Origin of the sequence: Enterobacter sp. ku-bf2, assembly GCF_001742765.1 — a bacterium.
GTDB classification, from domain to species: Bacteria; Pseudomonadota; Gammaproteobacteria; order Enterobacterales; family Enterobacteriaceae; genus Enterobacter; species Enterobacter quasiroggenkampii.
In genome coordinates this window covers 345,225-370,014 of record NZ_MDVW01000018.1, presented here as the reverse complement: position 1 = coordinate 370,014, position 24,790 = coordinate 345,225, and the positions used below count along the sequence as shown (strand labels likewise).

The 24,790-nt window shown below is 55.2% G+C and carries 23 protein-coding genes and 1 riboswitch; of the genes, 12 read left to right on the top strand and 11 right to left on the bottom strand.

All coding sequences use genetic code 11. The annotated features are described in order from the left end of the window. Positions 1-5 precede the first annotated feature (5 nt). From ftsL to leuO, 7 genes are all read right to left on the bottom strand, one after another. Positions 6-371 carry a cell division protein FtsL gene (ftsL, locus tag BFG58_RS16735; RefSeq protein ID WP_008501989.1) on the bottom strand — a complete coding sequence of 122 codons (366 nt, stop codon included), beginning with the start codon at positions 369-371 and terminating at the stop codon, positions 6-8. Next, complete coding sequence (gene rsmH / locus BFG58_RS16730) at positions 368-1,309, bottom strand: 16S rRNA (cytosine(1402)-N(4))-methyltransferase RsmH (protein ID WP_021240527.1); 942 nt, start codon at positions 1,307-1,309, stop codon at positions 368-370. Before rsmH ends, ftsL begins: the two co-directional genes overlap by 4 nt. A gap of 2 nt (positions 1,310-1,311) precedes the next feature. Continuing rightward, a complete protein-coding gene (mraZ, locus tag BFG58_RS16725; protein WP_021240528.1) occupies positions 1,312-1,770 on the bottom strand; it encodes a division/cell wall cluster transcriptional repressor MraZ in 459 nt (152 codons plus the stop codon). Positions 1,771-2,370: 600 nt separating this feature from the next. Next, positions 2,371-3,378: a catabolite repressor/activator gene (gene cra, locus BFG58_RS16720; RefSeq protein WP_008501993.1), complete on the bottom strand. Its 1,008-nt coding sequence runs from the start codon at positions 3,376-3,378 to the stop codon at positions 2,371-2,373. Positions 3,379-3,557: 179 nt separating this feature from the next. Further along, entirely contained in the window at positions 3,558-4,049 is a 492-nt protein-coding gene (gene ilvN / locus BFG58_RS16715; RefSeq protein WP_069720162.1) for an acetolactate synthase small subunit, read from the bottom strand. A gap of 1 nt (position 4,050) precedes the next feature. Further along, positions 4,051-5,775, bottom strand: a complete 1,725-nt coding sequence (gene ilvI / locus BFG58_RS16710) for an acetolactate synthase 3 large subunit (RefSeq protein WP_045907791.1) — start codon at positions 5,773-5,775, stop codon at positions 4,051-4,053. A 380-nt stretch (positions 5,776-6,155) separates the two neighbouring features. Beyond that, positions 6,156-7,118 carry a transcriptional regulator LeuO gene (leuO, locus tag BFG58_RS16705; RefSeq protein ID WP_275430302.1) on the bottom strand — a complete coding sequence of 321 codons (963 nt, stop codon included), beginning with the start codon at positions 7,116-7,118 and terminating at the stop codon, positions 6,156-6,158. 587 nt (positions 7,119-7,705) lie between these two features. Here leuO and leuL point away from each other — a divergent pair. From leuL to BFG58_RS16675, 7 genes are all read left to right on the top strand, one after another. After that, a complete protein-coding gene (leuL, locus tag BFG58_RS24455) occupies positions 7,706-7,792 on the top strand; it encodes a leu operon leader peptide (protein ID WP_071530973.1) in 87 nt (28 codons plus the stop codon). A 91-nt stretch (positions 7,793-7,883) separates the two neighbouring features. Next, positions 7,884-9,455: a 2-isopropylmalate synthase gene (leuA, locus tag BFG58_RS16700; protein ID WP_008501997.1), complete on the top strand. Its 1,572-nt coding sequence runs from the start codon at positions 7,884-7,886 to the stop codon at positions 9,453-9,455. Beyond that, positions 9,455-10,546, top strand: coding sequence for a 3-isopropylmalate dehydrogenase (gene leuB / locus BFG58_RS16695; RefSeq protein ID WP_023310385.1), 1,092 nt, complete (start codon positions 9,455-9,457; stop codon positions 10,544-10,546). The genes leuA and leuB overlap by 1 nt, the downstream gene beginning before the upstream one ends. A 2-nt stretch (positions 10,547-10,548) precedes the next feature. After that, positions 10,549-11,949 (top strand): 3-isopropylmalate dehydratase large subunit, encoded by a 1,401-nt coding sequence (gene leuC / locus BFG58_RS16690; RefSeq protein WP_008501999.1) that lies wholly within the window; start codon positions 10,549-10,551, stop codon positions 11,947-11,949. 10 nt (positions 11,950-11,959) lie between these two features. Further along, the gene (gene leuD / locus BFG58_RS16685; protein ID WP_069720161.1) at positions 11,960-12,565 is read left to right on the top strand and encodes a 3-isopropylmalate dehydratase small subunit; all 606 of its coding nucleotides are present in this window, start codon (positions 11,960-11,962) and stop codon (positions 12,563-12,565) included. Between the two features lie 162 nt (positions 12,566-12,727). After that, complete coding sequence (locus tag BFG58_RS16680) at positions 12,728-13,618, top strand: cation diffusion facilitator family transporter (protein WP_069720160.1); 891 nt, start codon at positions 12,728-12,730, stop codon at positions 13,616-13,618. A gap of 106 nt (positions 13,619-13,724) precedes the next feature. Beyond that, positions 13,725-14,306: a cytochrome b/b6 domain-containing protein gene (locus BFG58_RS16675; RefSeq protein ID WP_069720159.1), complete on the top strand. Its 582-nt coding sequence runs from the start codon at positions 13,725-13,727 to the stop codon at positions 14,304-14,306. 48 nt (positions 14,307-14,354) lie between these two features. Here the strand turns inward: BFG58_RS16675 and BFG58_RS16670 are convergent, their stop codons facing one another. Then, positions 14,355-15,533 carry a sugar efflux transporter gene (locus BFG58_RS16670; RefSeq protein WP_069720158.1) on the bottom strand — a complete coding sequence of 393 codons (1,179 nt, stop codon included), beginning with the start codon at positions 15,531-15,533 and terminating at the stop codon, positions 14,355-14,357. A gap of 120 nt (positions 15,534-15,653) precedes the next feature. After that, positions 15,654-15,806 carry a glucose uptake inhibitor SgrT gene (gene sgrT, locus BFG58_RS16665; RefSeq protein ID WP_045907787.1) on the bottom strand — a complete coding sequence of 51 codons (153 nt, stop codon included), beginning with the start codon at positions 15,804-15,806 and terminating at the stop codon, positions 15,654-15,656. Positions 15,807-15,894: 88 nt separating this feature from the next. Between sgrT and sgrR the strand changes: the two genes are divergently transcribed. The 4 genes from sgrR to thiQ all read left to right on the top strand — a co-directional run bounded on the left by sgrR (position 15,895) and on the right by thiQ (position 20,970). Next, entirely contained in the window at positions 15,895-17,550 is a 1,656-nt protein-coding gene (gene sgrR / locus BFG58_RS16660) for an HTH-type transcriptional regulator SgrR (protein WP_069720157.1), read from the top strand. A 36-nt stretch (positions 17,551-17,586) separates the two neighbouring features. Further along, positions 17,587-17,687, top strand: a riboswitch (TPP riboswitch). Positions 17,688-17,718: 31 nt separating this feature from the next. Further along, the gene (thiB, locus tag BFG58_RS16655; protein WP_069720156.1) at positions 17,719-18,702 is read left to right on the top strand and encodes a thiamine ABC transporter substrate binding subunit; all 984 of its coding nucleotides are present in this window, start codon (positions 17,719-17,721) and stop codon (positions 18,700-18,702) included. After that, a complete protein-coding gene (gene thiP, locus BFG58_RS16650; RefSeq protein ID WP_069720155.1) occupies positions 18,678-20,288 on the top strand; it encodes a thiamine/thiamine pyrophosphate ABC transporter permease ThiP in 1,611 nt (536 codons plus the stop codon). Before thiB ends, thiP begins: the two co-directional genes overlap by 25 nt. After that, a complete protein-coding gene (thiQ, locus tag BFG58_RS16645) occupies positions 20,272-20,970 on the top strand; it encodes a thiamine ABC transporter ATP-binding protein ThiQ (protein WP_069720154.1) in 699 nt (232 codons plus the stop codon). The genes thiP and thiQ overlap by 17 nt, the downstream gene beginning before the upstream one ends. A gap of 28 nt (positions 20,971-20,998) precedes the next feature. On the opposite strand, the gene BFG58_RS16640 is transcribed toward thiQ, so the two are convergent. Next, positions 20,999-21,766, bottom strand: coding sequence for a DedA family protein (locus BFG58_RS16640; RefSeq protein ID WP_045907783.1), 768 nt, complete (start codon positions 21,764-21,766; stop codon positions 20,999-21,001). 128 nt (positions 21,767-21,894) lie between these two features. Further along, the gene (gene araC, locus BFG58_RS16635; RefSeq protein WP_023293301.1) at positions 21,895-22,740 is read right to left on the bottom strand and encodes an arabinose operon transcriptional regulator AraC; all 846 of its coding nucleotides are present in this window, start codon (positions 22,738-22,740) and stop codon (positions 21,895-21,897) included. 337 nt (positions 22,741-23,077) lie between these two features. Here araC and araB point away from each other — a divergent pair, with 337 nt between their 5' ends. Beyond that, positions 23,078-24,787 carry a ribulokinase gene (araB, locus tag BFG58_RS16630; protein WP_069720153.1) on the top strand — a complete coding sequence of 570 codons (1,710 nt, stop codon included), beginning with the start codon at positions 23,078-23,080 and terminating at the stop codon, positions 24,785-24,787. Positions 24,788-24,790 lie beyond the last annotated feature (3 nt).

The following is a 24,790-nucleotide window of genomic DNA, read 5'->3' as shown; positions in this document are numbered from 1 at the left end:
TTCCCTTATTTTTGTACTACGATATTTTCCTGTGAAGGATCAACATGCTGCAGCTGCAGCTTTTCCGTTGCGATCCGTTCAACCCGGCTGTGATCGCCGAGCGCGTTTTCTTCAAGGATCAGATTTCGCCATTCAATATCCAGCGCATCGCGTTCCAGTACCATCTGCTCGCGTTGCGCAGTCAATAAACGTGTATGGTGGGCTGTCGTCACCACCGTTACTGCCGTGACAATGATGCAAATGAACAGACAGAGTGGCAGTTTCCCAAACCGCAAAAGATCGTCGCCGATCACGCCAGGCAAGGCATGGCGCTCGTTGCTTCCTAACGAATCCTTAACTTTGCTTAGGGTCTCTGTCACTCTGCCGATCATGCGTTCGTCCTCTCTGCAACACGCAGCACTGAACTACGGGCGCGTGGATTCTCTGCCACTTCTTCTTCGCCCGGCATCAACTTGCCTAATGCTCGCAACTGACGGCCACCCAGCTTCCTGAGTTGTTCTTCCGTCATCGGCAGCCCCGCTGGCACCTGTGGACCGCGGCTTTGTTCACGCATAAAGCGTTTCACAATACGGTCTTCCAGCGAATGGAAGCTGATGATGGATAACCGCCCACCCGGGGCAAGCACGTCGAGCGAGCTTTTTAGCGCCAGCTCTATTTCCTCCAGTTCACTGTTTACCCAGATGCGAACCGCCTGGAAGGTACGGGTCGCGGGATGTTTGTGCTTATCCTTCACCGGGGTCGCTGCCGCGATCACCTCGGCCAACTCTTTGGTGCGGGTCATTGGCTCAATGCGGTTGCGCTCAACAATGGCGCGCGCGATACGTTTGCCAAAACGCTCTTCGCCAAACGTTTTAATGACCCATGCAATATCGGCTTCGTCAGCGGTCTGTAGCCACTCGGCGGCGGATTGTCCGCGCGTCGGGTCCATCCGCATGTCCAGCGGACCATCTCGCATAAAGGAGAAACCACGCTCAGCGTCGTCGAGTTGGGGTGAAGAGACGCCAAGATCGAGAAGAATCCCGTCGATCTTGCCCGTCAGGCCGCGCTCAGCCACATAGTCCGCGAGCGCAGAGAAAGGTCCATGCACGATGGAAAAGCGTGGGTCATTGATGGTCTGTGCAACGGCAATTGCCTGCGGATCGCGATCGATTGCCAGCAGACGTCCCTCCTCACCCAGCTGGGAGAGGATCAAACGCGAGTGGCCACCGCGACCAAATGTGCCATCAATGTAGATGCCATCCGGACGAATATTCAGGCCGTTAACGGCCTCGTCCAGTAACACCGTTTTATGTTTATAATTTTCCATCATATTTATAGAGACAAGTCCTGCAGTCGTTCCGATAATGTCGCGGAATCAGACTGCTCAGCGTCGATATCTTCCTTGACCTGTTGATACCAGGTCGTTTCATCCCACAGTTCAAACTTGTTGAACTGCCCGACCAGCATCACTTCTTTTGTCAGACCGGCATGTTGCCGCAACACAGGGGCAATCAGTAATCGCCCTGCGTTATCCATCTGACATTCACTGGCATGTCCCAATAACAGCCGCTGCACGCGGCGCTCCTGCGGGTTCATGCTCGACAGTCGCGACAGCTTTTGCTCAATAATTTCCCATTCAGGTAAGGGGTAAAGCAGCAGGCAGGGGGAGTTAATGTCAATGGTGCAAACCATTTGACCCGCAGCGTTCTCAATCAGCTGGTCGCGGTATCGGGTTGGTACCGATAAACGCCCTTTGCTGTCGAGATTGACTAACGTTGCTCCACGGAACATGCCAGTCTCACCCCTCCTCACCACTTTAACCCACAAATTCCCACCTAAAGGAGTTTACGGAGCGAGGGAAAAGCTTGTCAAGCCAGGACTCTCCGTATAAGGACTCGAAAGCCCTCTATTTACAGAGTTAAACAGTCCTGGTTAATAACTGCACAACTGGCGAGGCAAAATTAACGTTATGAATATTTGTAAGAAAAAAACCGAATATGCACACTAGCGTTAAGGCTCACTCGATATCATCGCAGATAAATATAAAGTGTCAGTTTGCGACGCGGGCAGCATTTTATGACAGATTCTCAGGGGATGACAGCGCCAGATTCACCCAGGCACACGGTAAGCGCAGTGGTTAGCACGTAAGCTGGCAAAGGAAGAGGAAAAAACGTCTGAATATTCATCGACCGAAGAGGGTTTGTAACAAAATAATACAAAGAATACCGTTTAAAATCGCTGAGATGTTCTTTAAAGAACAATTTAAAAGCCAAAATGAATTAAGAAAAATAGGCGATTATGATCTCACAAGAATTATCCTAATTTCTCTCCGGGAATTATCTGCACGAATTATTGCAGCAAAATGGGGCAGATTTCGCCGCCCCAGTCATTTCATTTTTGGCGGCTTAAAATTCCGCGATGGTAGAGATTACGTTTGATACGCGTCAGGCCCGGCTTTGGTTTGCGGGGTTCATCCAGACTCGCCAGCACAATCTCCAGCACGCGTTCAGCCACGTCACGGTGACGCTGTGCAACCGCCAGCACCGGGCACTGAAGGAAGTCGAGCAGCTCGTTATCTCCGAACGTGGCAATCGCCAGGTCGGAGGGGAGTTTACCTTCACGGCGTAAGGTGACATCCATGACGCCCTGCAAGAGCGCAAACGAGGTCGTGAACAGCGCCTGAGGCATCGGGTGGGTTTCCAGCCATTTCTCGAACAGCTGCGCGGCGGCTTCACGTTCGTAGCTGTTGGCATAGAGGTAGTGAACCTCGCGCGGATCGTCTTTCCAGGCAGTTCTGAATCCCTGCTCGCGCAGGAAGCTCACCGAAAGCTCGGGCAACGCGCCAAGATACAGCACCGTTTCCGCCGGGAACGTCCGCAGCTCTGCGGCCAGCATTTCGGCATCATCCTGGTCCGCACCCACTACGCTGGTGAAATGTTCACGATCGAGCGCGCGATCCAGCGCCACGATTGGGAACGGGTCGTTCGCCCAACGCTGGTAGAACGGATGTTCTGGCGGTAAGGAGGTCGAAACAATAATGGCATCCACCTGGCGCTGGAGCAGGTGCTCAATGCAGCGCATCTCGTTATCAGGCTGATCTTCCGAGCAGGCAATCAGCAGCTGATAGCCACGCTGGCGCGCCTGACGTTCAAGATAGTTGGCGATACGGGTATAGCTGGTGTTTTCCAGGTCCGGGATCACCAGACCAATAGAGCGGGTGCGCCCGGCGCGCAGACCGGCTGCGACAGCATTCGGATGGTAGTTATGTTCACGAACCACCGCCATAACTTTTTCAACGGTCTTGTCGCTGACACGGTACTGCTTTGCTTTACCGTTAATCACATAGCTGGCCGTTGTTCGTGACACGCCGGCTAGCCGGGCGATTTCATCCAGTTTCACAATTGCCCCTTAAAAAAAGAAAAGAGTCCATGGCCCTGTCAAGGTTATGGTTAAATCTTTTAACATCTAAACGCAGAAAAGCCTTCGCGGCAACCGCTTTTATCTGCGTTGTCGGCTGATTACGCAAAAAAAAGCCCGGCTTTGGTGACCGGGCAGAAAGAGGCGAACCTTTTTGACAACTAACGCATGATTTTCTCGCCGCGTGACAGACTCACGACACCCGATCTTGCGACTTCAACAATTTTTGCCACATCCCGCACGGACGTCAGGAAAGCATCCAGCTTGTCACTTGTCCCGACCAGCTGAACCGTATAAAGAGAAGGCGTGACGTCGATAATCTGTCCGCGGAAAATATCCGCATTGCGTTTAACTTCTTCACGCCCGTAGCCGCTGGCCTGGATTTTCACCAGCATGACCTCACGTTCAACGTAGGCCCCCTGCCCCAGCTCGCTCACGCGCAGCACATCAACCAGCTTATGCAGCTGTTTTTCAATCTGTTCAAGCACTTTGGCGTCGCCAACGGTTTGAATCGTCATGCGCGACAGCGTGGGATCCTCCGTCGGCGCGACGGTCAGGCTTTCAATGTTATAACCGCGCTGCGCAAAAAGACCAATGACGCGCGACAGTGCGCCAGACTCGTTTTCCAGTAAAACCGATAATATCCGGCGCATATCAGGTTCTCTCCGTTTTGCTTAACCACATTTCATCCATACCGCCCCCCCGAATATGCATCGGATAAACGTGTTCGGTTCCATCAACAATCACATCCATAAAGACAAGGCGGTTGTTTTTAACGTGCTCAAGCGCTTGTGCGAGCTTCGTTTCCAGCTCGGCCGGATCGGTCACTCGCATCCCAACATGGCCATAAGCTTCAGCAAGACGAACAAAATCCGGCAGCGATTGCATATAGGACTGCGAATGACGGCCAGAGTAAATCATATCCTGCCACTGCTTCACCATGCCGAGGTAGCCGTTATTCAGGTTCAGCACAAGAACCGGCAGCTCATACTGCAGTGCGGTAGACAGCTCCTGAATGTTCATCTGAATACTGCCGTCTCCGGTCACGCAGACGACGGTTTCATTCGGCAGGGCCAGCTTCACGCCCAGCGCGGCAGGCAGACCGAAGCCCATGGTGCCTAAGCCACCCGAGTTGATCCAGTGACGCGGTTTATCAAACGGGTAATACAGGGCGGCAAACATCTGGTGTTGGCCCACGTCTGAGGTTACATACGCCTCACCTTTCGTCAGTCGCCACACCGCTTCGATGACCGCCTGCGGCTTAATGTTTTCGCTTTGCGTGTCATATTTCAGGCACTGACGCGCTCGCCACTGTTCAATCTGCTGCCACCAGTCGCGGATCTCATCCAGCGGCTGGGTCGCGTTCTCCTGGGTCAGCAGATCCAGCATCTGTTCCAGAACCTGACGAGCATCACCGACGATCGGCACATCAGCCGACACCGTTTTTGAAATGGACGTCGGATCGATATCAATGTGCAGCACGGTGGCGTTCGGGCAATACTTCGCCAGATTGTTGGTGGTGCGATCGTCAAAACGCACGCCGACGGCAAAGATCACATCGGAGTGATGCATCGTCATGTTGGCTTCATAGGTACCGTGCATACCCAGCATGCCCAGCGCCTGGCGGTGAGTGGCGGGAAACGCCCCCAGCCCCATTAGCGACGACGCCACAGGAAGGTTGAGTTTTTCAACCAGTTCACGAAGCTGGGCTTCACAGGCAGCGTTGATCGCCCCGCCGCCGACATAGACGACCGGTTTTTTGGCTGCCAGAAGCGTTTGCAACGCCCGCTTGATCTGTCCTTTATGCCCCTGCGTTGTCGGATTGTAAGAACGCATGCTCACCGAGTCAGGCCAGACGTACGGCAGCTTGTTTGCCGGGTTCAGAATGTCTTTAGGCAGATCGACCACCACCGGTCCCGGGCGTCCGCTTGCTGCCAGCCAGAAGGCTTTTTTCAGTACGCCGGGAATGTCTTCGGTTTGCTTGACCAGAAAGCTGTGCTTCACAACGGGACGGGAAATCCCGACCATGTCACACTCCTGAAAAGCATCGTAGCCAATCAGCGAGGTTGCTACCTGCCCGGAGAGGATCACCAGCGGGATAGAGTCCATATACGCCGTTGCAATACCGGTAATGGCGTTTGTCGCGCCGGGGCCGGACGTGACTAAGACCACGCCCACTTCACCCGTCGCACGCGCCAGACCGTCGGCCATGTGTACAGCCGCCTGCTCGTGACGTACCAGAACATGGTCAATGCCCCCTACCGTATGCAGCGCATCATAAATATCCAGGACCGCGCCGCCAGGGTAGCCGAACACTTGCTTTACGCCCTGATCGATCAGCGACCGCACGACCATTTCCGCGCCAGACAACATCTCCATGCTTTGCCTCCAGGCATTTTGTTATAGACGGACTGCCGAATTCATTTCCGCACCGTCTTACGATCGGGATGAACCAATCTTATATTTTGCAGAGTGTTCTTTACCTTAACCGCTCGTTATGAGGCAGGCAATTAGCAAACCCGGGGAGATAAACGGTGCGTAAAGCAGAAAAAGCAGCCGTTAACTGAAGATATGGTTAATTCCTCTGGGAATAGAGGACGGTGTGATAAATCATCGCTGAAAAGCGGGGCAATGCAGGAAATCATCTATTTTTGCGTACCGAAGAGCGGCCCGAAAAAATGCATCACAGAACAAAATAGTAATTATCTATAAAAACTCAGGATAAATCACACAATCCGATGCGATTTATCCTGATGCGTTTACCGGCGGCAGATACCGACCAGCAACTCTTCCATCCATTGGTGTCCTTTATCCCTTCCGGCCGCTTCATGCCAGGAGAGATAGCAGGTTCGGCTATTTAACTTAAGCGGCAGAGGCAAAATTTGCAGATTTAACGGGTCAGAAAACTCTTCTGCCAGCCAGCGCGGTGCAATCGCCACCAGATGTGTTTGGGAGACAACGTTTAATACGCTGACCATAGCCATCCCCTGATAAGCAACGCTCGCCTGCTTATCCGCAGAGTCATACCATGGCAGGCTAAAGGAAGCATATCTGTCGAGGGCAACAACGGCATGCTGCTCGTTATAGACATCATTTTCGCGTAGTGGATATTTCAGCCGGGGATGATTTTTACTGGCCACCAGAACCATTTCATCTTTAAACAGCGGTACGCAGGAAAATTCAGGACGACGGAACTCTTCATACCCCAGGACGAATTCAATCTCCTGATAGCGTAACTGATGCTCTGTACTTTGGTTCAGGGATGATTTAAAAACCAAATGGATATTTGGCGCGATCTCTTCGACTTTATTATAGATAATCGAGGTTAAATAATTATCTAATGGACTGCAGACACACAGATGAAATGTGCGCTCGCTGCTTAAAGGTTCAAAGCCCGAGCCCGGCAGCTCGTTTTGTACCAGCTGCAACGCCTGACGGATTGAGCCGAACAGCTGGAATGCACGCGCAGTAGGCTGGATCCCTCTTCCGTAACGAACAAACAATTCGTCGTTAAACATGACCTTAAGCCTGGCAACGGCGTTACTCACAGCAGGTTGTGACATCCCCAACGCCTGGGCCGCGCGGGTGATATTCTGTTCCTGCATGACAGCATCAAACACCGTCAGAAGATTAAGATCCACCGTGCGTAACTGCGGTTTAATCCCATCAGTAGCTTGAGGTTGTTTAATATTATTTTCTGACACTTCTGACTCCACTGTCACGCTACACTCCCTTTGCTCACGTACGGTAATAATCTCGAAAAATATGATTTATCATGCAAATACGATCAGCGAAAGAGAATTATTTAAAATTCAGAATATATAAAGACGCTATACAAACGAAAAGAAAATAGCGCAAATGATATGTTTGACTTTAGGATTTAAATGAAACCATAAACCAAGCAAATACACAATGACCGCCAGATTAATGATGACTTAAGTATTATTAAACTGTTATCGCCACCGCTCATCAGTTAGTTAATAACATGTTACCTCTGTTCATTTTTTAGCGACGCGTAATAGATTCACCGTAATTATAACTTAATGATAGTAAACCCCTTTATGTACAGAATACTCTCTGTAACGCACGTCACTCATTTTAAACAATTATATTTATTTATTTCTGCAACTGTTTTCTTCAGTCCAAAATTAGACAATTAGTCGGCTCGCAAAAGCCAAAACCAGCACAATTAGCTAAAGTAAAATCCTGCCAGTTCCGCCCGTCGGGTCCGTTTTTATCGTCAGGGGTTGACATCAACTGCCGTATCCAGTACCACTAAAAGCATATTGAATTTAACGGAGCACGATTCATGATTCGCACCATTCGTTTCACCGGTCTACTACTACTAAACGCATCCACTGTGCGCGGTAGACTGGCGGGCGAAATTCAGCGTTGAATCGTCACCAGTAAGACTAAAAACCCGCGCCACTGCGCGGGTTTTTTTATGCTCGTAGCAAGGCGCCCTAAGACTGACAAGGACCTAACCCATGAGCCAGCAAGTCATTATTTTCGATACTACTTTACGTGACGGTGAACAGGCATTACAGGCAAGCCTGAGTGTAAAAGAGAAACTGCAGATCGCGCTGGCTCTCGAACGTATGGGTGTCGACGTGATGGAGGTGGGTTTCCCGGTCTCGTCTCCGGGTGATTTCGAATCCGTCCAGACCATCGCCCGCACCATTAAAAACAGCCGCGTATGTGGTCTGGCGCGCTGTGTAGAAAAAGATATCGACGTTGCAGCCGAGTCGCTGAAAGTGGCCGAAGCGTTCCGTATCCACACCTTTATTGCCACCTCGCCCATGCACATCGCCACCAAGCTGCGCAGCACGCTGGATGAGGTGATTGAGCGCGCGGTGTACATGGTGAAACGCGCACGCAACTACACCGATGACGTTGAATTCTCCTGTGAAGATGCAGGCCGTACGCCAATCGACGATTTGGCGCGCGTCGTGGAAGCCGCCATTAACGCGGGTGCCAAAACCATCAACATCCCGGACACCGTCGGCTACACCATGCCGTTTGAGTTCGCCAACATCATCACCGGCCTGTATGACCGCGTTCCAAACATTGATAAAGCGATTATCTCCGTCCACACCCACGATGATTTGGGTCTGGCCGTGGGCAATGCTATCGCCGCCGTCCACGCTGGCGCGCGTCAGGTAGAAGGCGCGATGAACGGCATCGGCGAACGCGCGGGCAACTGTTCGCTGGAAGAAGTGATCATGGCGATCAAAGTGCGCAAGGACATCATGGACGTGCACACCCGCATCAATCACAACGAGATCTGGCGCACCAGCCAGACCGTCAGCCAGATTTGCAACATGCCTATTCCGGCCAACAAAGCGATTGTCGGCACTGGCGCCTTCGCGCACTCCTCCGGTATTCATCAGGATGGCGTGCTGAAGAACCGTGAAAACTACGAAATTATGACCCCGGAATCCATCGGCCTGAACCAGGTCCAGTTGAACCTGACCTCCCGTTCCGGTCGCGCGGCAGTGAAGCACCGCATGGAAGAGATGGGTTATAAGGACAGCGATTACAACATGGATCAGCTGTATGACGCGTTCCTGAAGCTGGCCGACAAAAAAGGGCAGGTGTTCGACTATGACCTGGAAGCGCTGGCCTTTATTAACAAACAGCAGGAAGAGCCAGAGCACTTCCGTCTGGATTACTTCAACGTGCAGTCCGGCTCCAGCGACATCGCCACCGCCTCGGTCAAGCTGGCCTGCGGAGATGAAATTAAAGCAGAGGCAGCTAACGGTAATGGACCTGTCGATGCGATTTACCAGGCCATCAACCGCGTTACCGAGTACGACGTTGAGCTGGTCAAATATGACCTGACAGCTAAGGGCCACGGCAAAGATGCGCTGGGCCAGGTCGACATTGTTGTGACCCACAATGGCCGCCGCTTCCATGGCGTGGGTCTGGCGACCGATATCGTTGAATCCTCCGCGAAAGCGATGGTGCATGTGCTGAATAACATCTGGCGCGCCGCCGAAGTCGAAAAAGAGTTGCAACGCAAAGCTCAGAATAAAGAGAACAACAAGGAAACCGTGTAATGTCGAAGAATTACCATATTGCTGTGTTACCGGGCGACGGTATTGGCCCGGAAGTGATGGCACAGGCGCTGAAAGTACTGGAAGCCGTTCGCGCACGTTTTGCGATGAAAATCACCACCAGCCACTACGATGTGGGCGGTATTGCGATTGATAACCACGGTACGCCACTACCAAAAGCGACCGTGGAAGGCTGTGAAAATGCCGATGCCGTGCTGTTTGGTTCCGTCGGTGGTCCAAAATGGGAACATCTGCCGCCAGCAGAGCAGCCAGAGCGCGGCGCGCTGCTGCCGCTGCGTAAACATTTCAAACTGTTCAGTAACCTCCGTCCGGCGAAGCTGTACCAGGGTCTGGAAGAGTTTTGCCCGCTGCGCGCCGATATCGCCGCTAACGGTTTCGACATTCTGTGCGTACGTGAACTGACCGGTGGGATCTATTTCGGTCAGCCAAAGGGGCGCGAAGGCAGCGGTCAGCATGAAAAAGCGTTCGATACCGAGGTGTATCACCGCTTCGAAATTGAACGTATCGCCCATATCGCGTTTGAGTCGGCGCGCAAACGCCGCCATAAGGTGACCTCGATTGATAAAGCGAACGTGCTGCAGTCTTCCATTCTGTGGCGCGAGATCGTCAGCGAAGTCGCTAAACAGTACCCGGACGTTGCGCTGTCGCACATGTACATCGACAACGCGACCATGCAGCTGATTAAGGATCCGTCCCAGTTTGACGTGCTGCTGTGCTCCAACCTGTTCGGCGATATTCTTTCTGACGAGTGCGCGATGATTACCGGCTCGATGGGCATGCTGCCATCCGCCAGCCTGAATGAAGAAGGGTTTGGTCTGTATGAACCGGCAGGCGGCTCCGCACCGGATATCGCCGGCAAAAACATCGCTAACCCGATTGCGCAGATCCTCTCTCTGGCCCTGCTGCTGCGCTACAGCCTGGATGCAGGCGATGCAGCAACCGCAATTGAAAACGCCATTAACCGGGCGTTAGAAGAAGGCGTTCGTACCGGTGATTTAGCACGCGGCACGGCGGCAGTCAGTACCGATGAAATGGGCGACATTATTGCCCGCTATGTCGCTGAAGGGGTGTAATCATGGCTAAGACGTTATATGAAAAGTTGTTTGATGCGCACGTTGTCTACGAAGCACCAAACGAAACCCCACTGCTGTATATCGACAGACATCTGGTACACGAGGTGACCTCTCCTCAGGCATTTGACGGCCTGCGCGCGCACAAGCGTCCGGTACGCCAGCCGGGTAAAACCTTCGCGACGATGGATCACAACGTTTCCACCCAGACTAAAGACATTAACGCCTCGGGTGAGATGGCGCGTATCCAGATGCAGGAGCTGATTAAGAACTGCAATGAATTTGGCGTTGAGCTGTACGACCTGAACCATCCGTATCAGGGCATCGTCCACGTGATGGGCCCTGAGCAGGGGATTACCCTGCCGGGCATGACCATCGTCTGCGGTGATTCCCATACCGCAACCCACGGCGCGTTTGGCGCCCTGGCGTTCGGGATTGGTACTTCCGAGGTAGAACACGTGCTGGCGACGCAGACCCTGAAGCAGGGTCGCGCCAAAACGATGAAGATTGAAGTGAAGGGCAAAGCGGCACCAGGCATTACCGCGAAAGATATCGTGCTGGCGATTATCGGTAAAACCGGCAGCGCAGGCGGTACCGGCCACGTCGTTGAGTTCTGCGGCGACGCTATTCAGGCGCTGAGCATGGAGGGTCGCATGACCCTGTGCAACATGGCCATTGAGATGGGTGCCAAAGCCGGGCTGGTCGCGCCAGATGAAACGACCTTTAACTATGTGAAGGGCCGTCTGCACGCGCCGAAAGGGCAGGATTTTGACGACGCGGTAGCCTACTGGAAAACCCTGAAAACCGACGACGGAGCAACGTTTGATACCGTTGTCACGCTGCAGGCAGAAGAGATTGCCCCTCAGGTGACCTGGGGGACCAACCCGGGTCAGGTGATTTCCGTCAACGACGCCATTCCCGATCCGGCTTCCTTCGCCGATCCGGTCGAGCGCGCCAGTGCGGAAAAAGCGCTGGCCTATATGGGGCTGAAGCCCGGCGTGCCGTTGACCGACGTGACCATTGATAAGGTGTTTATCGGCTCCTGCACCAACTCCCGTATCGAAGATTTGCGTGCGGCGGCAGAGATCGCCAAAGGCCGTAAAGTCGCGCCGGGCGTGCAGGCGCTGGTCGTTCCAGGCTCCGGTCCGGTGAAAGCCCAGGCGGAAGCCGAAGGTCTGGATAAGATCTTTATCGAAGCAGGCTTCGAGTGGCGCCTGCCAGGCTGTTCCATGTGTCTGGCCATGAACAACGATCGCCTGAATCCGGGTGAGCGCTGTGCCTCCACCAGCAACCGTAACTTTGAAGGCCGTCAGGGCCGCGGTGGGCGCACCCATCTGGTCAGCCCGGCAATGGCCGCCGCTGCGGCAGTCACCGGCCATTTCGCCGACATTCGCAGCCTGAAATAAGGAGACAATCATGGCAGAGAAATTTACCCAACATACAGGCCGGGTTGTCCCCCTGGACGCCGCGAACGTCGATACTGACGCCATTATTCCTAAGCAGTTTTTGCAGAAGGTGACGCGTACCGGTTTTGGCGCGCACCTGTTCAACGACTGGCGTTTCCTGGACGACAAAGGCGAAGTGCCTAATCCGGAATTCGTTCTGAACTTCCCGGAATACAAAGGTGCCTCCATTTTGCTGGCGCGGGAAAACTTTGGCTGCGGCTCGTCGCGTGAGCATGCGCCCTGGGCGTTGACCGACTACGGCTTTAAGGTGGTTATTGCTCCCAGCTTCGCGGATATCTTCTACGGCAACAGCTTCAACAACCAGCTGCTGCCGGTGACGCTGAGCGATGAGCAGGTCGATGAATTGTTTGCGCTGGTTAAGGCCAATCCGGGCATGTCGTTTGAAGTGGATCTGGAAGCGGAAGTGGTGAAAGCCGGGGATAAGACCTACAGCTTCAGCATTGATGCGTTCCGCCGTCACTGCATGCTGAACGGTCTGGACAGCATTGGTTTGACGCTGCAGCACGAAGCGGCGATTGCCACTTACGAAAACAAACAACCTGCATTTATGAAGTAATCCTCCGGCCTGCAGTGCACTCTGCAGGCCGCGTTTTATCCCGATACCCGCCCTCCTTCTGTAGATATTCCCAAACCCAGCCAATAATGACGTTATATTTAATGTCAATTTAATGTTCCCTGCGCAGAATACTCGCTTAATCAGTTGTCGGCGGAAATCATCATGAAAAAGAAAAATAGCAATGAGTCTCATATCCGTTCTCGGGAAATACATAAATGCACATTAGTAAGCGTAATAATAAATAGTTTACTCACCGGCTTTCAGATAATTACAGGAGTATTCTCCGGCTCACAGGGGTTAATTGCTGATGGGATTCATTCTCTTTCCGATTTATCCTCTGACTTTGTCGTTCTGATTGCGAATAAAAAGAGTCAGAAAGCCTCTGATATCGACCATCATTATGGTCATCTGCGCTTCGAAAACGGTGCAAAGCTCATTATTGGCGCTATTCTGCTGCTTGTTGGCGTCGGGATGCTCTGGTCCGCAGGCAATAAACTGCTTCATCCTGAGACGCATCAGCTGGTGAAAGGGGCTGCTTTGTGGGTGGCAATACTGGCACTGGTGGTGAAGGAAAGTCTGTTCAGATATATGTTTGCCACGGGAAAACGTATTCAGTCCTCGCTGCTGATAGCCAATGCCTGGCATGCCCGTTCTGATGCCGCCTCGTCAGTGGTTGTCGCCATCGGCATTGCCGGGAATTTAATCGGTTTTCACGCGATGGACCTGATTGCGGCCCTGATTGTTGGAGCGTTCATCGCCCATATGGGTTACAAATTCTCTGCCGATGCCCTGCACGATCTGATGGACCGTTCGCTTGCACCCGAGCTGGAGCATGATATCAAAACCTGTCTTCTCTCAACTGAGGGTGTCACCGGTCTCCATGATTTAAAAACCCGCAAGATGGGCGATTTAGCCCTTGTCGATGTCCACCTGGAAGTGAACGGCGAATTAAGCGTAAAAGAAGGACATCAGATTGCCGTCAATGCCAGAAACAACGTGATGAAAAAATTCAATGTACTGAATGTAATGACGCATATTGACCCTACACACTAATCGGAACGCATAAATACAGTGTGACGCTACTCATCGTTAAGGTTTCGTTAATTAATCTGCGTCACACTGCATCGCATCAGCTCTCTCATTATTGAGGTAAAAAGCGATGAATCCAACGCTACGCAATACGCTCCCCCATAAAGAAACGCCTTTTCTTCGCGTACTGCACATTCTTGTGGCCGTACTGGTGCTGGCTCAGATTATCAATTCTAATTTCACCGAAAGTGAAGCTCTCCACGAGTCCGGACTGAACGGAATTATCACTTGGATCCATGTTATCTCAGGATTTGGTTTAATTTTTTGTGGGATTGCCATGATGGCATGGATGTTAACCCAGCGCGGATTTAAGTATTACTTCGCCTGGCTGACGCTGGATTTTCGTGGAATCGTTGACGATATTCGCACCCTCGCACAACGTCAGCTACCTGACGCGCATGCTGGCGGTATGGCGGCAACAGTGCAAGGTCTGGGTGTGCTGGCGCTGCTGGGCGTTGCAGTTTGCGGCGCGGCCTGGTTTGTACTGAACGCCACGCTCGGGCCGGTTTCGTCCGTAACGGAATCCGTATTAGATTTGCATAAATTTCTGACGGTCTTTATTGAGACCTATTTCTGGGCACACGGTTTTATGGGCCTCGTTCATATGTACCTGACGCTACGCGCACAGCGTAAATATCAGTATTCCGAATAAAACGGTTCGCAGAGCCCGGCGTTTCCGGGCTCCGTTTCATTCATTCGATCACACGTCTTTTACCCGGCAGGTCAGCAGGAGCGTCACGACGGATAGCGCCGCAATCATCCAGTAAACCGACGTATGACCATAGCTTTGCGCCAGCGCGCCCTGGATCACACCGGCCAGAATCACCCCGGTTGAAATACTGTTCGTAAAGAGCGTCGTGGCCGAGCCCGCGCGTCCGGGCATCAGATCCTGAAACCAGAGCATGCCGATTCCGGCAACGATGCCAATAAACACAGCATTAAACAGCTGCAGCGCCAGCAGCGCTTCGCGCGAGTGGAATAAGATCAGCCCAAGATAAAACAACACCCCGGCAGCAACCGCAACCACCATCATTTTGCGTTTACCGAAACGCTTTACGTAATATCCCGCCAGAATCATTGCCGGAATTTCCAGCCCGGCAGCGGTCCCCATTAAGATCCCCGCAAGCTTGTCCGGTAAGCCCAGATCGCTGCTGATCCACAGCGGCATGTCGATGATGTACATGGTGTTGCAGGTCCACATCAGCGTGGAGGCAATAAACAGCATACGGACGTTTTTGTCCTGCCAGCCGCTCACCTGGGTGAGCGGTTTATCCGTTGTCTGTTCGACGCGCGCCACGGACGGCAGCGCGAAGGCTATCAGCGCCAGGCTGATGACAAAAATCCCGGCCGCGATGGTGAACATGGTGGTAAAGCCGTAGTTCAACGCCAGCATAAAGGCCAGCGGCGGACCAATGACCCACGCCAGCGAGAGCTGGGCACGCATCACCGAGCTGAACATCACCACTTCCCGCGCCGAGCTATCCGCATATTCCCGCGCCAGCGCAAACAGCTGCGGCATGGCGGTATTCGCCAGCGATGCCAGCAGCACGCCGCAGGTAATGAGCGTCAGGTAATGACGGTTGAAAGCAAAGAGCAGTGCGTTACCCACGGCCATGGCGCAGCAAAAGAGGATCAGCTTGCGGCGATCGCCCTGGCTGTCCGATCGTTTCGCCAGCGCGAGGCTGACCAGGATCCCGGCAATCGCGTTAACGGTATAAAACAGCCCTACCCAAAACGGCTGCGCCCCCACCTCGCGGCTGAGAAACAGGCTCAGCGTCGGCGCCTGCAGCGCCCCCGCCACGCCCATCATAAAGGCCACCAGCATAAAAGCGACATACACGCCGTTCAGGCGTCGCCCCATCGTCATCAACCACAGCATGCGCAAGTCCTTGTGAAAGCGAATCGAAATTGGGTGAAAGAATAAACGAAAAAAGCCAGCAAAAACATTTTGCTGGCGGGTGATAAGCACCAATACTCAGTCACACATGATCGAGGCGAGTCAGCGAGAAGAGGCCGGTTTCGTAACGTCCCACTGCATCAGTTCTTCTAACATTTTCAGCCGTTGCTCTGCACACTGGCGGGCCAGCCAGGACGATCCTTTTGTCGCTGAAAAGTACTGCTGATAAAACTGACGTGCGGTAGACCTCTTCATCATTTACCTCCTCGCTTCATCGGGAAGCATTATTGGCCTAATATAGGGATTAATAAATTGCTGGTTTTTTGTCAGGAGTTCCCCTTTTATGCCTTCCGGTCGTCTGCAGCAACAATTTATCCGCCTCTGGCAGTGCTGCGAGGGGCAATCGCAGGAAACGACGCTCAACGAGCTGGCCGACCTGCTTAGCTGTTCCCGCCGTCATATGCGTACGTTGCTCAATACCATGCAGCAGCAGGGCTGGTTAAGCTGGGAAGCGGAAGCGGGACGCGGGAAACGCTCGCGACTGACCTTTCTCTACACCGGGCTTGCATTGCAGCAGCAGCGTGCAGAAGACCTGCTCGAGCAGGACCGCATCGATCAGCTGGTCCAGCTGGTGGGCGACAAAGCCGCCGTGCGCCAGATGCTGGTTTCCCATCTCGGACGCAGTTTTCGTCAGGGCCGACACATTCTGCGGGTACTCTACTATCGGCCAATGAAAAATCTGTTGCCCGGCACGGCGTTACGCCGCTCAGAAACCCATATGGCCCGGCAAATCTTCAGCGGCCTGACGCGGATAAATGAGGAAAACGGGGAACTGGAGGCGGATATCGCGCACCACTGGCAGCAGCTTTCCCCGCGCCACTGGCGCTTTTTCTTACGCCCTGGCATCCACTTTCACCACGGTCGCGAGCTGGAGATGCACGACGTCATCGCCTCTCTGGAACGCGCCCGCAGGCTGCCGCTCTACTCGCATATTTCGCGCATCCACTCTCCCACCGCCTGGACGCTGGATATTGAGCTGTCGCAGCAGGACAAGTGGCTTCCCTGGCTGCTGGGCTATGTACCGTCGATGATTTTGCCCGGCGAGTGGGAATCGATGAACAATTTTGCCAGCCTGCCAATTGGCACCGGCCCCTACGCCGTGTCCCGCAATAACAGCAATCAGCTGAAAATCCGCGCGTTCGATGACTACTTTGGCTATCGGGCGCTGATCGACGAAGTGAACGTGTGGGTATTGCCGGATCTCAATGAAGACCTGAGCTGCGGGCTGACGCTGGAAGGCCCCACCACGGGAGAAAAGGCCGTGGAGAGCCGCCTGGAGGAAGGATGCTACTATCTCCTCTTTGACCGCCGCACCCACCGCGGGGCAAACCAGGATGTCCGGAAGTGGATCAGCCACGTGTTGTCCCCTTCCAATCTGATCTACCATGCGGAAGCGCAGTACCAGACATACTGGTTCCCGGCGTACGGCCTGCTTCCGCGCTGGCACCACGCCCGCCCGTCGCATTGCGACAAACCCGCAGGGCTGGAGTCCATCACCCTGACCTACTACCGCGAGCATGTTGAGCATCGTTTTATCGCGAGGATCATGACCCGCCTGCTGGCAGCCGAGGGGGTCAGGCTGGACATCAGGGAAGTGGACTATGACGAATGGCATAAGGGGGAGATCGCCAGCGATATCTGGCTCAACAGCGCTAATTTTACCCTGCCGCTCGATTTTTCCCTTTTCTCGCATTTGTATGAAGTCCCGCTGATCCAGCACTGCATCGACCGTGACTGGCAGCAGGATGCCGCCCTATGGCGTGCGGGCGAGATGAATCTTGCCGTGTGGTGCCAGCAGCTGCTGGCCGAGCAGGCCATCGTCCCGTTGATCCACCACTGGCTGATGATTCAGGGCCAGCGCAGCATGCGCGGCCTGCGGATGAACACCCTGGGCTGGTTTGATTTCAAATCCGCCTGGTTTGCGCCCCCGGAGCCATAACGCTTTCGTAATATTCACCAAATCATTACAATAGCGCCGTTCTCAACGGGGTGCTGCATCACAGATGTGCGCTGAGATAATACCCGTCGAACCTGATCCGGATAACGCCGGCGAAGGGATTTGAGGCTGTCGCTCAAAATCCTTTGCCACTCAACCCTGAGGTGCAAAGTGTTAAAAAAAGTTCTCCCCCTGCTGGCGCTGTTCGCGCTGCCCGCTTTAGCTAAACCCGTCCTGACGGTCTACACCTACGACTCTTTCTCTGCCGACTGGGGCCCTGGCCCGGTTGTCAAAAAAACCTTTGAAGCTGACTGCAACTGCGAGCTGAAGTTCGTGGCGCTGGAAGATGGCGTTTCACTGCTCAACCGTCTGCGCATGGAAGGGAAAAACAGCAAGGCTGACGTGGTGCTCGGTCTGGATAACAACCTGCTGGAAGCCGCCTCGCAGACCAAACTGTTTGCCAAAAGCGGCGTCGCAGCAGAGGCCGTTAACGTGCCTGGCGGCTGGAAGAACGACACCTTTGTGCCGTTCGACTACGGCTACTTTGCTTTTGTTTACGACAAAAACAAGCTGAAAAACCCGCCGAAGAGCCTGAAAGAGCTGGTGGAAAGCGACCAGAAGTGGCGCGTGATTTATGAAGATCCGCGGACCAGCACGCCGGGCCTGGGTCTGCTGCTGTGGATGCAGAAAGTCTACGGCGATAAGGCGCCGGAAGCGTGGCAGAAGCTGGCTGCCAAAACCGTGACCGTGACCAAAGGCTGGAGCGAAGCCTATGGCCTGTTCCTGAAAGGTGAAAGCGACCTGGTGCTGAGCTACACCACCTCCCCGGCTTACCACATTATCGCCGAGAAGAAAGATAACTATGCTGCCGCAGATTTTGCGGAAGGGCACTATCTGCAGGTGGAAGTCGCAGCGCGTACCGCTGCCAGCAAACAGCCTGAGCTGGCCGAGAAGTTCCTGAAGTTTATGGTTTCGCCGGCATTCCAGAATGCCATTCCCGCAGGCAACTGGATGTATCCGGTCACCAGCGTTGCACTGCCTGCAGGTTTTGAACAGTTGACCAAACCGAAAACCTCGCTGGAGTTTACGCCGCAGCAGGTCGCCGCGCAGCGTGCCGCATGGGTAAGTGAATGGCAACGCGCCGTCAGCCGCTAATTCCCGGCTGGTTGCTTCCCGGGCTGCTCGCCGCCGTCGTAATGGTGGCAGTCAGCCTGGGGGCTTTTCTTGCGCTGTGGTTTAACGCGCCGGAGAGCGACCTGCTCGCTCTCTGGCACGACAGCTATCTCTGGCACGTCATTCGGTTCTCTTTCTGGCAGGCGTCTCTTTCTGCCCTGATGTCGGTGCTCCCGGCTATTTTTCTTGCACGCGCGCTGTATCGACGGCGCTTCCCCGGCAGGCAGGCTCTGCTGCGCCTGTGCGCCATGACGCTGATCCTGCCCGTGCTGGTGGCGGTATTTGGCATTCTGAGCGTTTACGGTCGCCAGGGGTGGCTGGCTTCGCTGTTCGGCCTGCTTGGTCTGGAATGGTCATTCTCGCCTTACGGACTGCAGGGCATCCTGCTGGCACACGTCTTTTTCAATATGCCGATGGCAACGCGCCTCTTTTTGCAGGCGCTGGAGAATATTCCAGGCGAACAGCGCCAGATTGCCGCCCAGCTCGGCATGCGCGGCGCGTCGTTCTTCCGCTTTGTCGAATGGCCGTGGCTGCGCCGCCAGCTCCCGCCCGTAGCGGCATTAATCTTCATGCTCTGCTTTGCCAGCTTTGCCACCGTGCTGTCACTTGGCGGCGGGCCGCAGGCCACCACCATTGAGCTGGCGATTTACCAGGCGCTGAGTTACGACTACGATCCCGGTCGCGCCGCACTGCTGGCGATAGTCCAGATGGCGTGCTGCCTTGCACTGGTACTGTTGAGCCAGCGGCTGAGTAAAGCCATTCCCGCTGGCAGTCATCAAATAACCGGCTGGCGCGATCCGCAGGACAGCCTGCACAGCCGCGTCAGCGATGTTATCCTGATCGGGCTGGCGCTCCTGCTGCTGTTGCCGCCGCTGCTGGCCGTTATCGTTGACGGACTGAACCTCAATCTCATGTCTGTCCTGCAACAGCCCGTCCTCTGGCAGGCCACCTGGACCTCGCTGCGTATCGCGCTGGCTGCCGGATTACTGTGCGTCATCCTGACCATGATGCTGTTGTGGAGCAGCCGTGAGCTTTACGCCCGCCAGGCGCAAAAAGCCGGACAAATGCTGGAGCTGACGGGCATGCTGATTCTTGCTATGCCGGGGATTGTACTGGCAACGGGCTTCTTTTTACTGTTCAACAGCACCATCGGCCTGCCCGAAAGGGCCGACGGCATTGTGATCTTTACCAACGCCTTAATGGCTATTCCTTACGCGCTCAAGGTGCTGGAAAACCCGATGCGCGACGTCAACAGCCGCTACAGTTTGTTGTGCCAGTCGTTGGGCATGCAGGGCTGGCAGCGACTGAAGGTGGTTGAACTGCGCGCGCTAAAGCGTCCGCTGGCACAGGCGCTGGCGTTTGCCTGCGTGCTCTCTATTGGAGACTTTGGGGTCGTGGCGCTGTTCGGCAATGACGATTTCCGCACGCTGCCATACTGGCTCTATCAGCAAATCGGCTCTTACCGCAGTCAGGACGGCGCGGTCACCGCGCTGTTACTGCTGCTGCTGTGCTTTGCCTTATTTACCGTTATCGAAAAACTTCCGGGGCGTGATGCTAAAACTGACTGATGTAACCTGGCTTTATCAGCATCTGCCGATGCGCTTCACGCTCTCCGTGCGCCAGGGAGAGATGATCGCCGTGCTTGGCCCAAGCGGTGCCGGGAAAAGCACCTTGCTCAATTTGATCGCCGGTTTTCTGCAACCTGCCAGCGGGTCGATAGCCATCAATAATCGTGATTTCACCAGCGCCCCTCCGGCTAAACGTCCTGTCTCAATGCTGTTTCAGGAAAACAACCTGTTTACCCACCTGACGGTGCGGCAAAACATCGCGCTGGGAATGCACCCGGGACTCAGGCTGAACGATGATCAGCGCCATAAGCTGGAGGTCATTGCCGCGCAGATGGGGATCGCCGGGTTTATCGACAGGCTGCCGGGCGAGCTTTCCGGCGGGCAGCGTCAGCGCGTGGCGCTGGCACGTTGTCTGGTGCGCGAGCAGCCGATACTGCTGCTGGATGAGCCGTTCTCGGCGCTCGATCCCGCGCTGCGTCAGGAGATGCTGGCCCTGGTGCAGGAGGTCTGTCAGCACCAGCAGCTGACGATGCTGATGGTGTCGCACAGTATCGAGGATGCCGCACGGATTGCCCCGCGATCGGTGGTGATCGCGGAGGGACGCATTTTGTGGGATGGAGCAACAGAAGCATTAATGAGCGGAAAAGAAAGCGCTTCTGGATTATTGGGTATAAAACCGTAGGCCGGGCAAACGCAGTGCCGCCCGGCGCTTAACGGCTCACAACTTTCAACAGGATCTCACCGTACACCGGCATCAGCGGGTGGCGAATCAGCGCCACCAGCGCCACCACCGCCACACCCAGCGTCAGCGGGGCCAGCCAGAGCAGGCGAGTACGCGGGAGGTAGCGCGTCAGGCGATCGATATTTGCCTTCGCGCTGCGCCACAGTCGCCAGCAGAGCCATGCCGCCAGCCATAGCAGCAGCGCCGTGCCCAGCAGTAGCCACTTAAACTCACCGCTTTGCATACCGTCAGGAATATCGATGGCGGCCCCCGCGAGGATCCCCGGCAGGAAGTAGAACGGCGGCCAGAAGACGCAGCCGATAATGTTTGGCACCACGAATTTCGCAACGGGCAGATCCAGCATCCCGGCCACCATCGGCACCAGCGGACGCGTTGGCCCAACGAAGCGGCCGACGAGGATGGTAAACATGCTGTGCTGGTGCAGCGCATGCTCGGTCTTATCCAGCAAGGCTTTGTTCTTTTTCATGAACGACCAGCGGTGCAGCGGCTTCTTAAAACGCCAGCCCAGCCAGAAGGAGATCCAGTCGCCCAGCAGACAGCCGATTATCCCGGCCAGCCATGCCTGCCAGAAATTGACCTCACCGCTGCCGATAAGCGCCCCAAGCCCCGCCATCATCACGGTGCCGGGCAGGATTAACCCGACAAGCGCCAGCGATTCCAGAAACGCCACCAGCGCCACGGCGATGAGCGAGTACATAACGGACTGGGTAATAAAGTGTTCCAGCAATGCCTGCATAACTATTCCGGTCAGAAAACGAATCAGCGATTCTGCTTAGCGCCCCGCACCGCGTCAAGGCAACAATTGTCTGAATAGTTTACAGGTTGCTTCCCGCATTCACCTGTTTGTTTATCTTTTTTTACCGTTTATTCACATCCAGCGCGGAATTCACTGGGGCTGGCACCGGTGCATTTTTTAAATACCCGGGAGAAATAGAGCTGATCCTCAAAGCCCACGTTGCGCCCCACGGTGGCGATGGGCATCCGGGTGGTGCTGAGCAGCAGCTTCGCCTGGCTGATGCGCTGGTCCTCGCGCCAGCTCAACACGCTGACGCCCAGCTGCTGGCGGAACAGATGCGACAGACGCGACGGTGACAGGCAGACGTGCTGGGCAACGCTGGCGATATCAAACTGGCTATCGGCCAGGTGGTCGCTGATGTACTGGCAGGCGTCGCGCACGCGGTTATCCAGCGGCGGGTTAAGCGACGCGTTAATCGCCTCCATCCGTCGCAGCAGCAGCTGCTCAAGCAGGTTAATCGCCAGCAGTTCAGCGTAGCGCCCACCGGCCTGTCCCGCCTCGATAATCTGCGCAAAAAGTTCGCGAAACTGCGCCAGATGCACCTCATCCGGGCGATAAAAACCGGTGTGCGCAAAAATCGCCGGCCAGGAAAGCCACTCCTGCCAGTAGGCCCGCGGACGGAAATAGACCCACTGGTGATACCACTCTTTGGCATCCGGATGACGGCCGTAGTGGTGGATCTCCCCCGGCGGGAACAGCAGGATATCCCCCGGGCGGCAGACAAACTGCTGGTCGCCGTTTTTGATGATCCCTTCCCCCCGCACGGTCAGGTTAAGGATATATCCTTTCATCCCAAGCGGTCGGTCGACGTAAAAGTCGAGATATCCTTCAGCCTCGATAGGAGTCAGTCCCGCCACAAGGTGCGCGTTAAACGAGTATCCCGGCAGCAGAGGATCGTTTTGCGTTTCGGCCATAGATTCAGTTCTCCCAAGGGTCATCAAGGAAACCAATTGTCCATATCACTAAAAGCAGGTTAAAAATGGCCCGCGAAAAGATCCAAAAAGCATCACGCCGCTTTTACGTCCGCCATGTTTCAGCCTTTCCCCCTGATTTCTCCGCCTGAGCAGGCAGATAAGCAGTAACAAAAGTGTCTATAACTGCGGCAGAAATGTCCACATTGAATATTTGCACGGCGTCACACTTTCCGTTGTAACAGCAATTTAGTCCATAAGATTAGCGGATCCTGCCTGACGACTTTTGTCCCCAGTCTCTAATGTTCTTCCATACCTCTTTTTTCGATGGAGCAACACCATGGCAATTGCGATTGGCCTCGATTTTGGCAGCGATTCGGTTCGCGCGCTGGCAGTGGACTGTACGTCCGGCCAGGAGATAGCAACCAGCGTTGAGTGGTACCCGCGCTGGCAAGAGGGGCGCTACTGCGATGCGCCGAACAACCAGTTTCGGCATCACCCGCGTGACTACATTGAGTCGATGGAAGCGGCCATTAAAACCGTTCTGGCCGAACTGACCGACGCCCAGCGGGCGGATATTGTTGGGATTGGCGTCGACAGTACCGGCTCCACGCCTGCCCCTGTGGATGCCGATGGCCGCGTGCTGGCGCTGCGTCCTGAGTTTGCCGACAACCCGAACGCCATGTTCGTGCTCTGGAAAGACCATACCGCCGTGGAAGAGGCCGAAGCCATCACCCGCCTGAGCCATCAGCCGGGCAAAACGGACTACTCGCGCTACATCGGCGGGATTTACTCCAGCGAATGGTTCTGGGCCAAGATCCTGCACGTCACCCGTGCCGACGCAACCGTTGCGCAGGCTGCAGCGTCATGGGTTGAACTGTGCGACTGGGTGCCTGCCCTGCTCTCCGGCACCACGCGTCCACAGGATATCCGCCGCGGTCGCTGCAGCGCCGGGCATAAATCCCTGTGGCATGAAAGCTGGGGCGGCCTGCCTCCGGCAGCCTTCTTCGATGAACTCGACCCGATCATCAACAAGAACCTGACATACCCGCTGTTTACCGACACCTTTACCGCCGATATTCCCGTCGGCACCCTCTGTGAGGAGTGGGCGACGCGCCTTGGCCTGCCGCAAAACGTGGCGATCTCCGGCGGCGCGTTTGACTGCCATATGGGCGCCGTGGGCGCGGGCGCACAGCCAAACACGCTGGTCAAAGTCATCGGTACCTCCACCTGCGACATCCTGACGGCGGATAAAGCCACCGTCGGCGACCGCGCGGTAAAAGGCATCTGCGGCCAGGTTGACGGCAGCGTGGTGCCGGACTTCATCGGTCTGGAGGCCGGTCAGTCCGCGTTTGGCGATATCTACGCCTGGTTTGGCCGCGTGCTGGGCTGGCCGCTGGATCGACTGGCGGCGGCGCATCCTGAACTGAAAACCCAGATAGCCGAGAGCAAAAAGCAGCTTCTGCCGCAGCTTACCGACGCCTGGGCCAAAAATCCCTCTCTCGATCACCTCCCGGTGGTGCTGGACTGGTTTAACGGTCGTCGCACACCGTTTGCCAACCAGCGCCTGAAAGGGGTGATTACCGATCTCAACCTCGCGACCGACGCGCCCGCGCTGTTCGGCGGCCTGATTGCCGCAACGGCCTTCGGTGCCCGCGCCATTATGGAGTGCTTCACCGAGCAGGGCATCGACGTGAATAACGTGATGGCACTGGGCGGCATCGCCCGTAAAAACCCGGTGATCATGCAGGCCTGCTGCGACGTGCTGAACCGTCCGCTGCAGATTGTGGCGTCCGATCAGTGCTGCGCGCTGGGCGCGGCGATTTTCGCCGCCGTCGCCGCGGGCGTCCATGCGGATATCCCCACCGCGCAGCAGCACATGGCGAGCGCCGTCGAAAACACCCTTCAGCCGCGTGCTCACCAGGCACAACGCTTTGAACAGCTTTATCAGCGCTACCAGCAGTGGGCAAAAAGCGCCGAACTTCACTATCTCCCTGTCGCCGCCCCGGCCAAAAGCACCGCGGACACTACGGCAACCCTGACCCATTAAGGA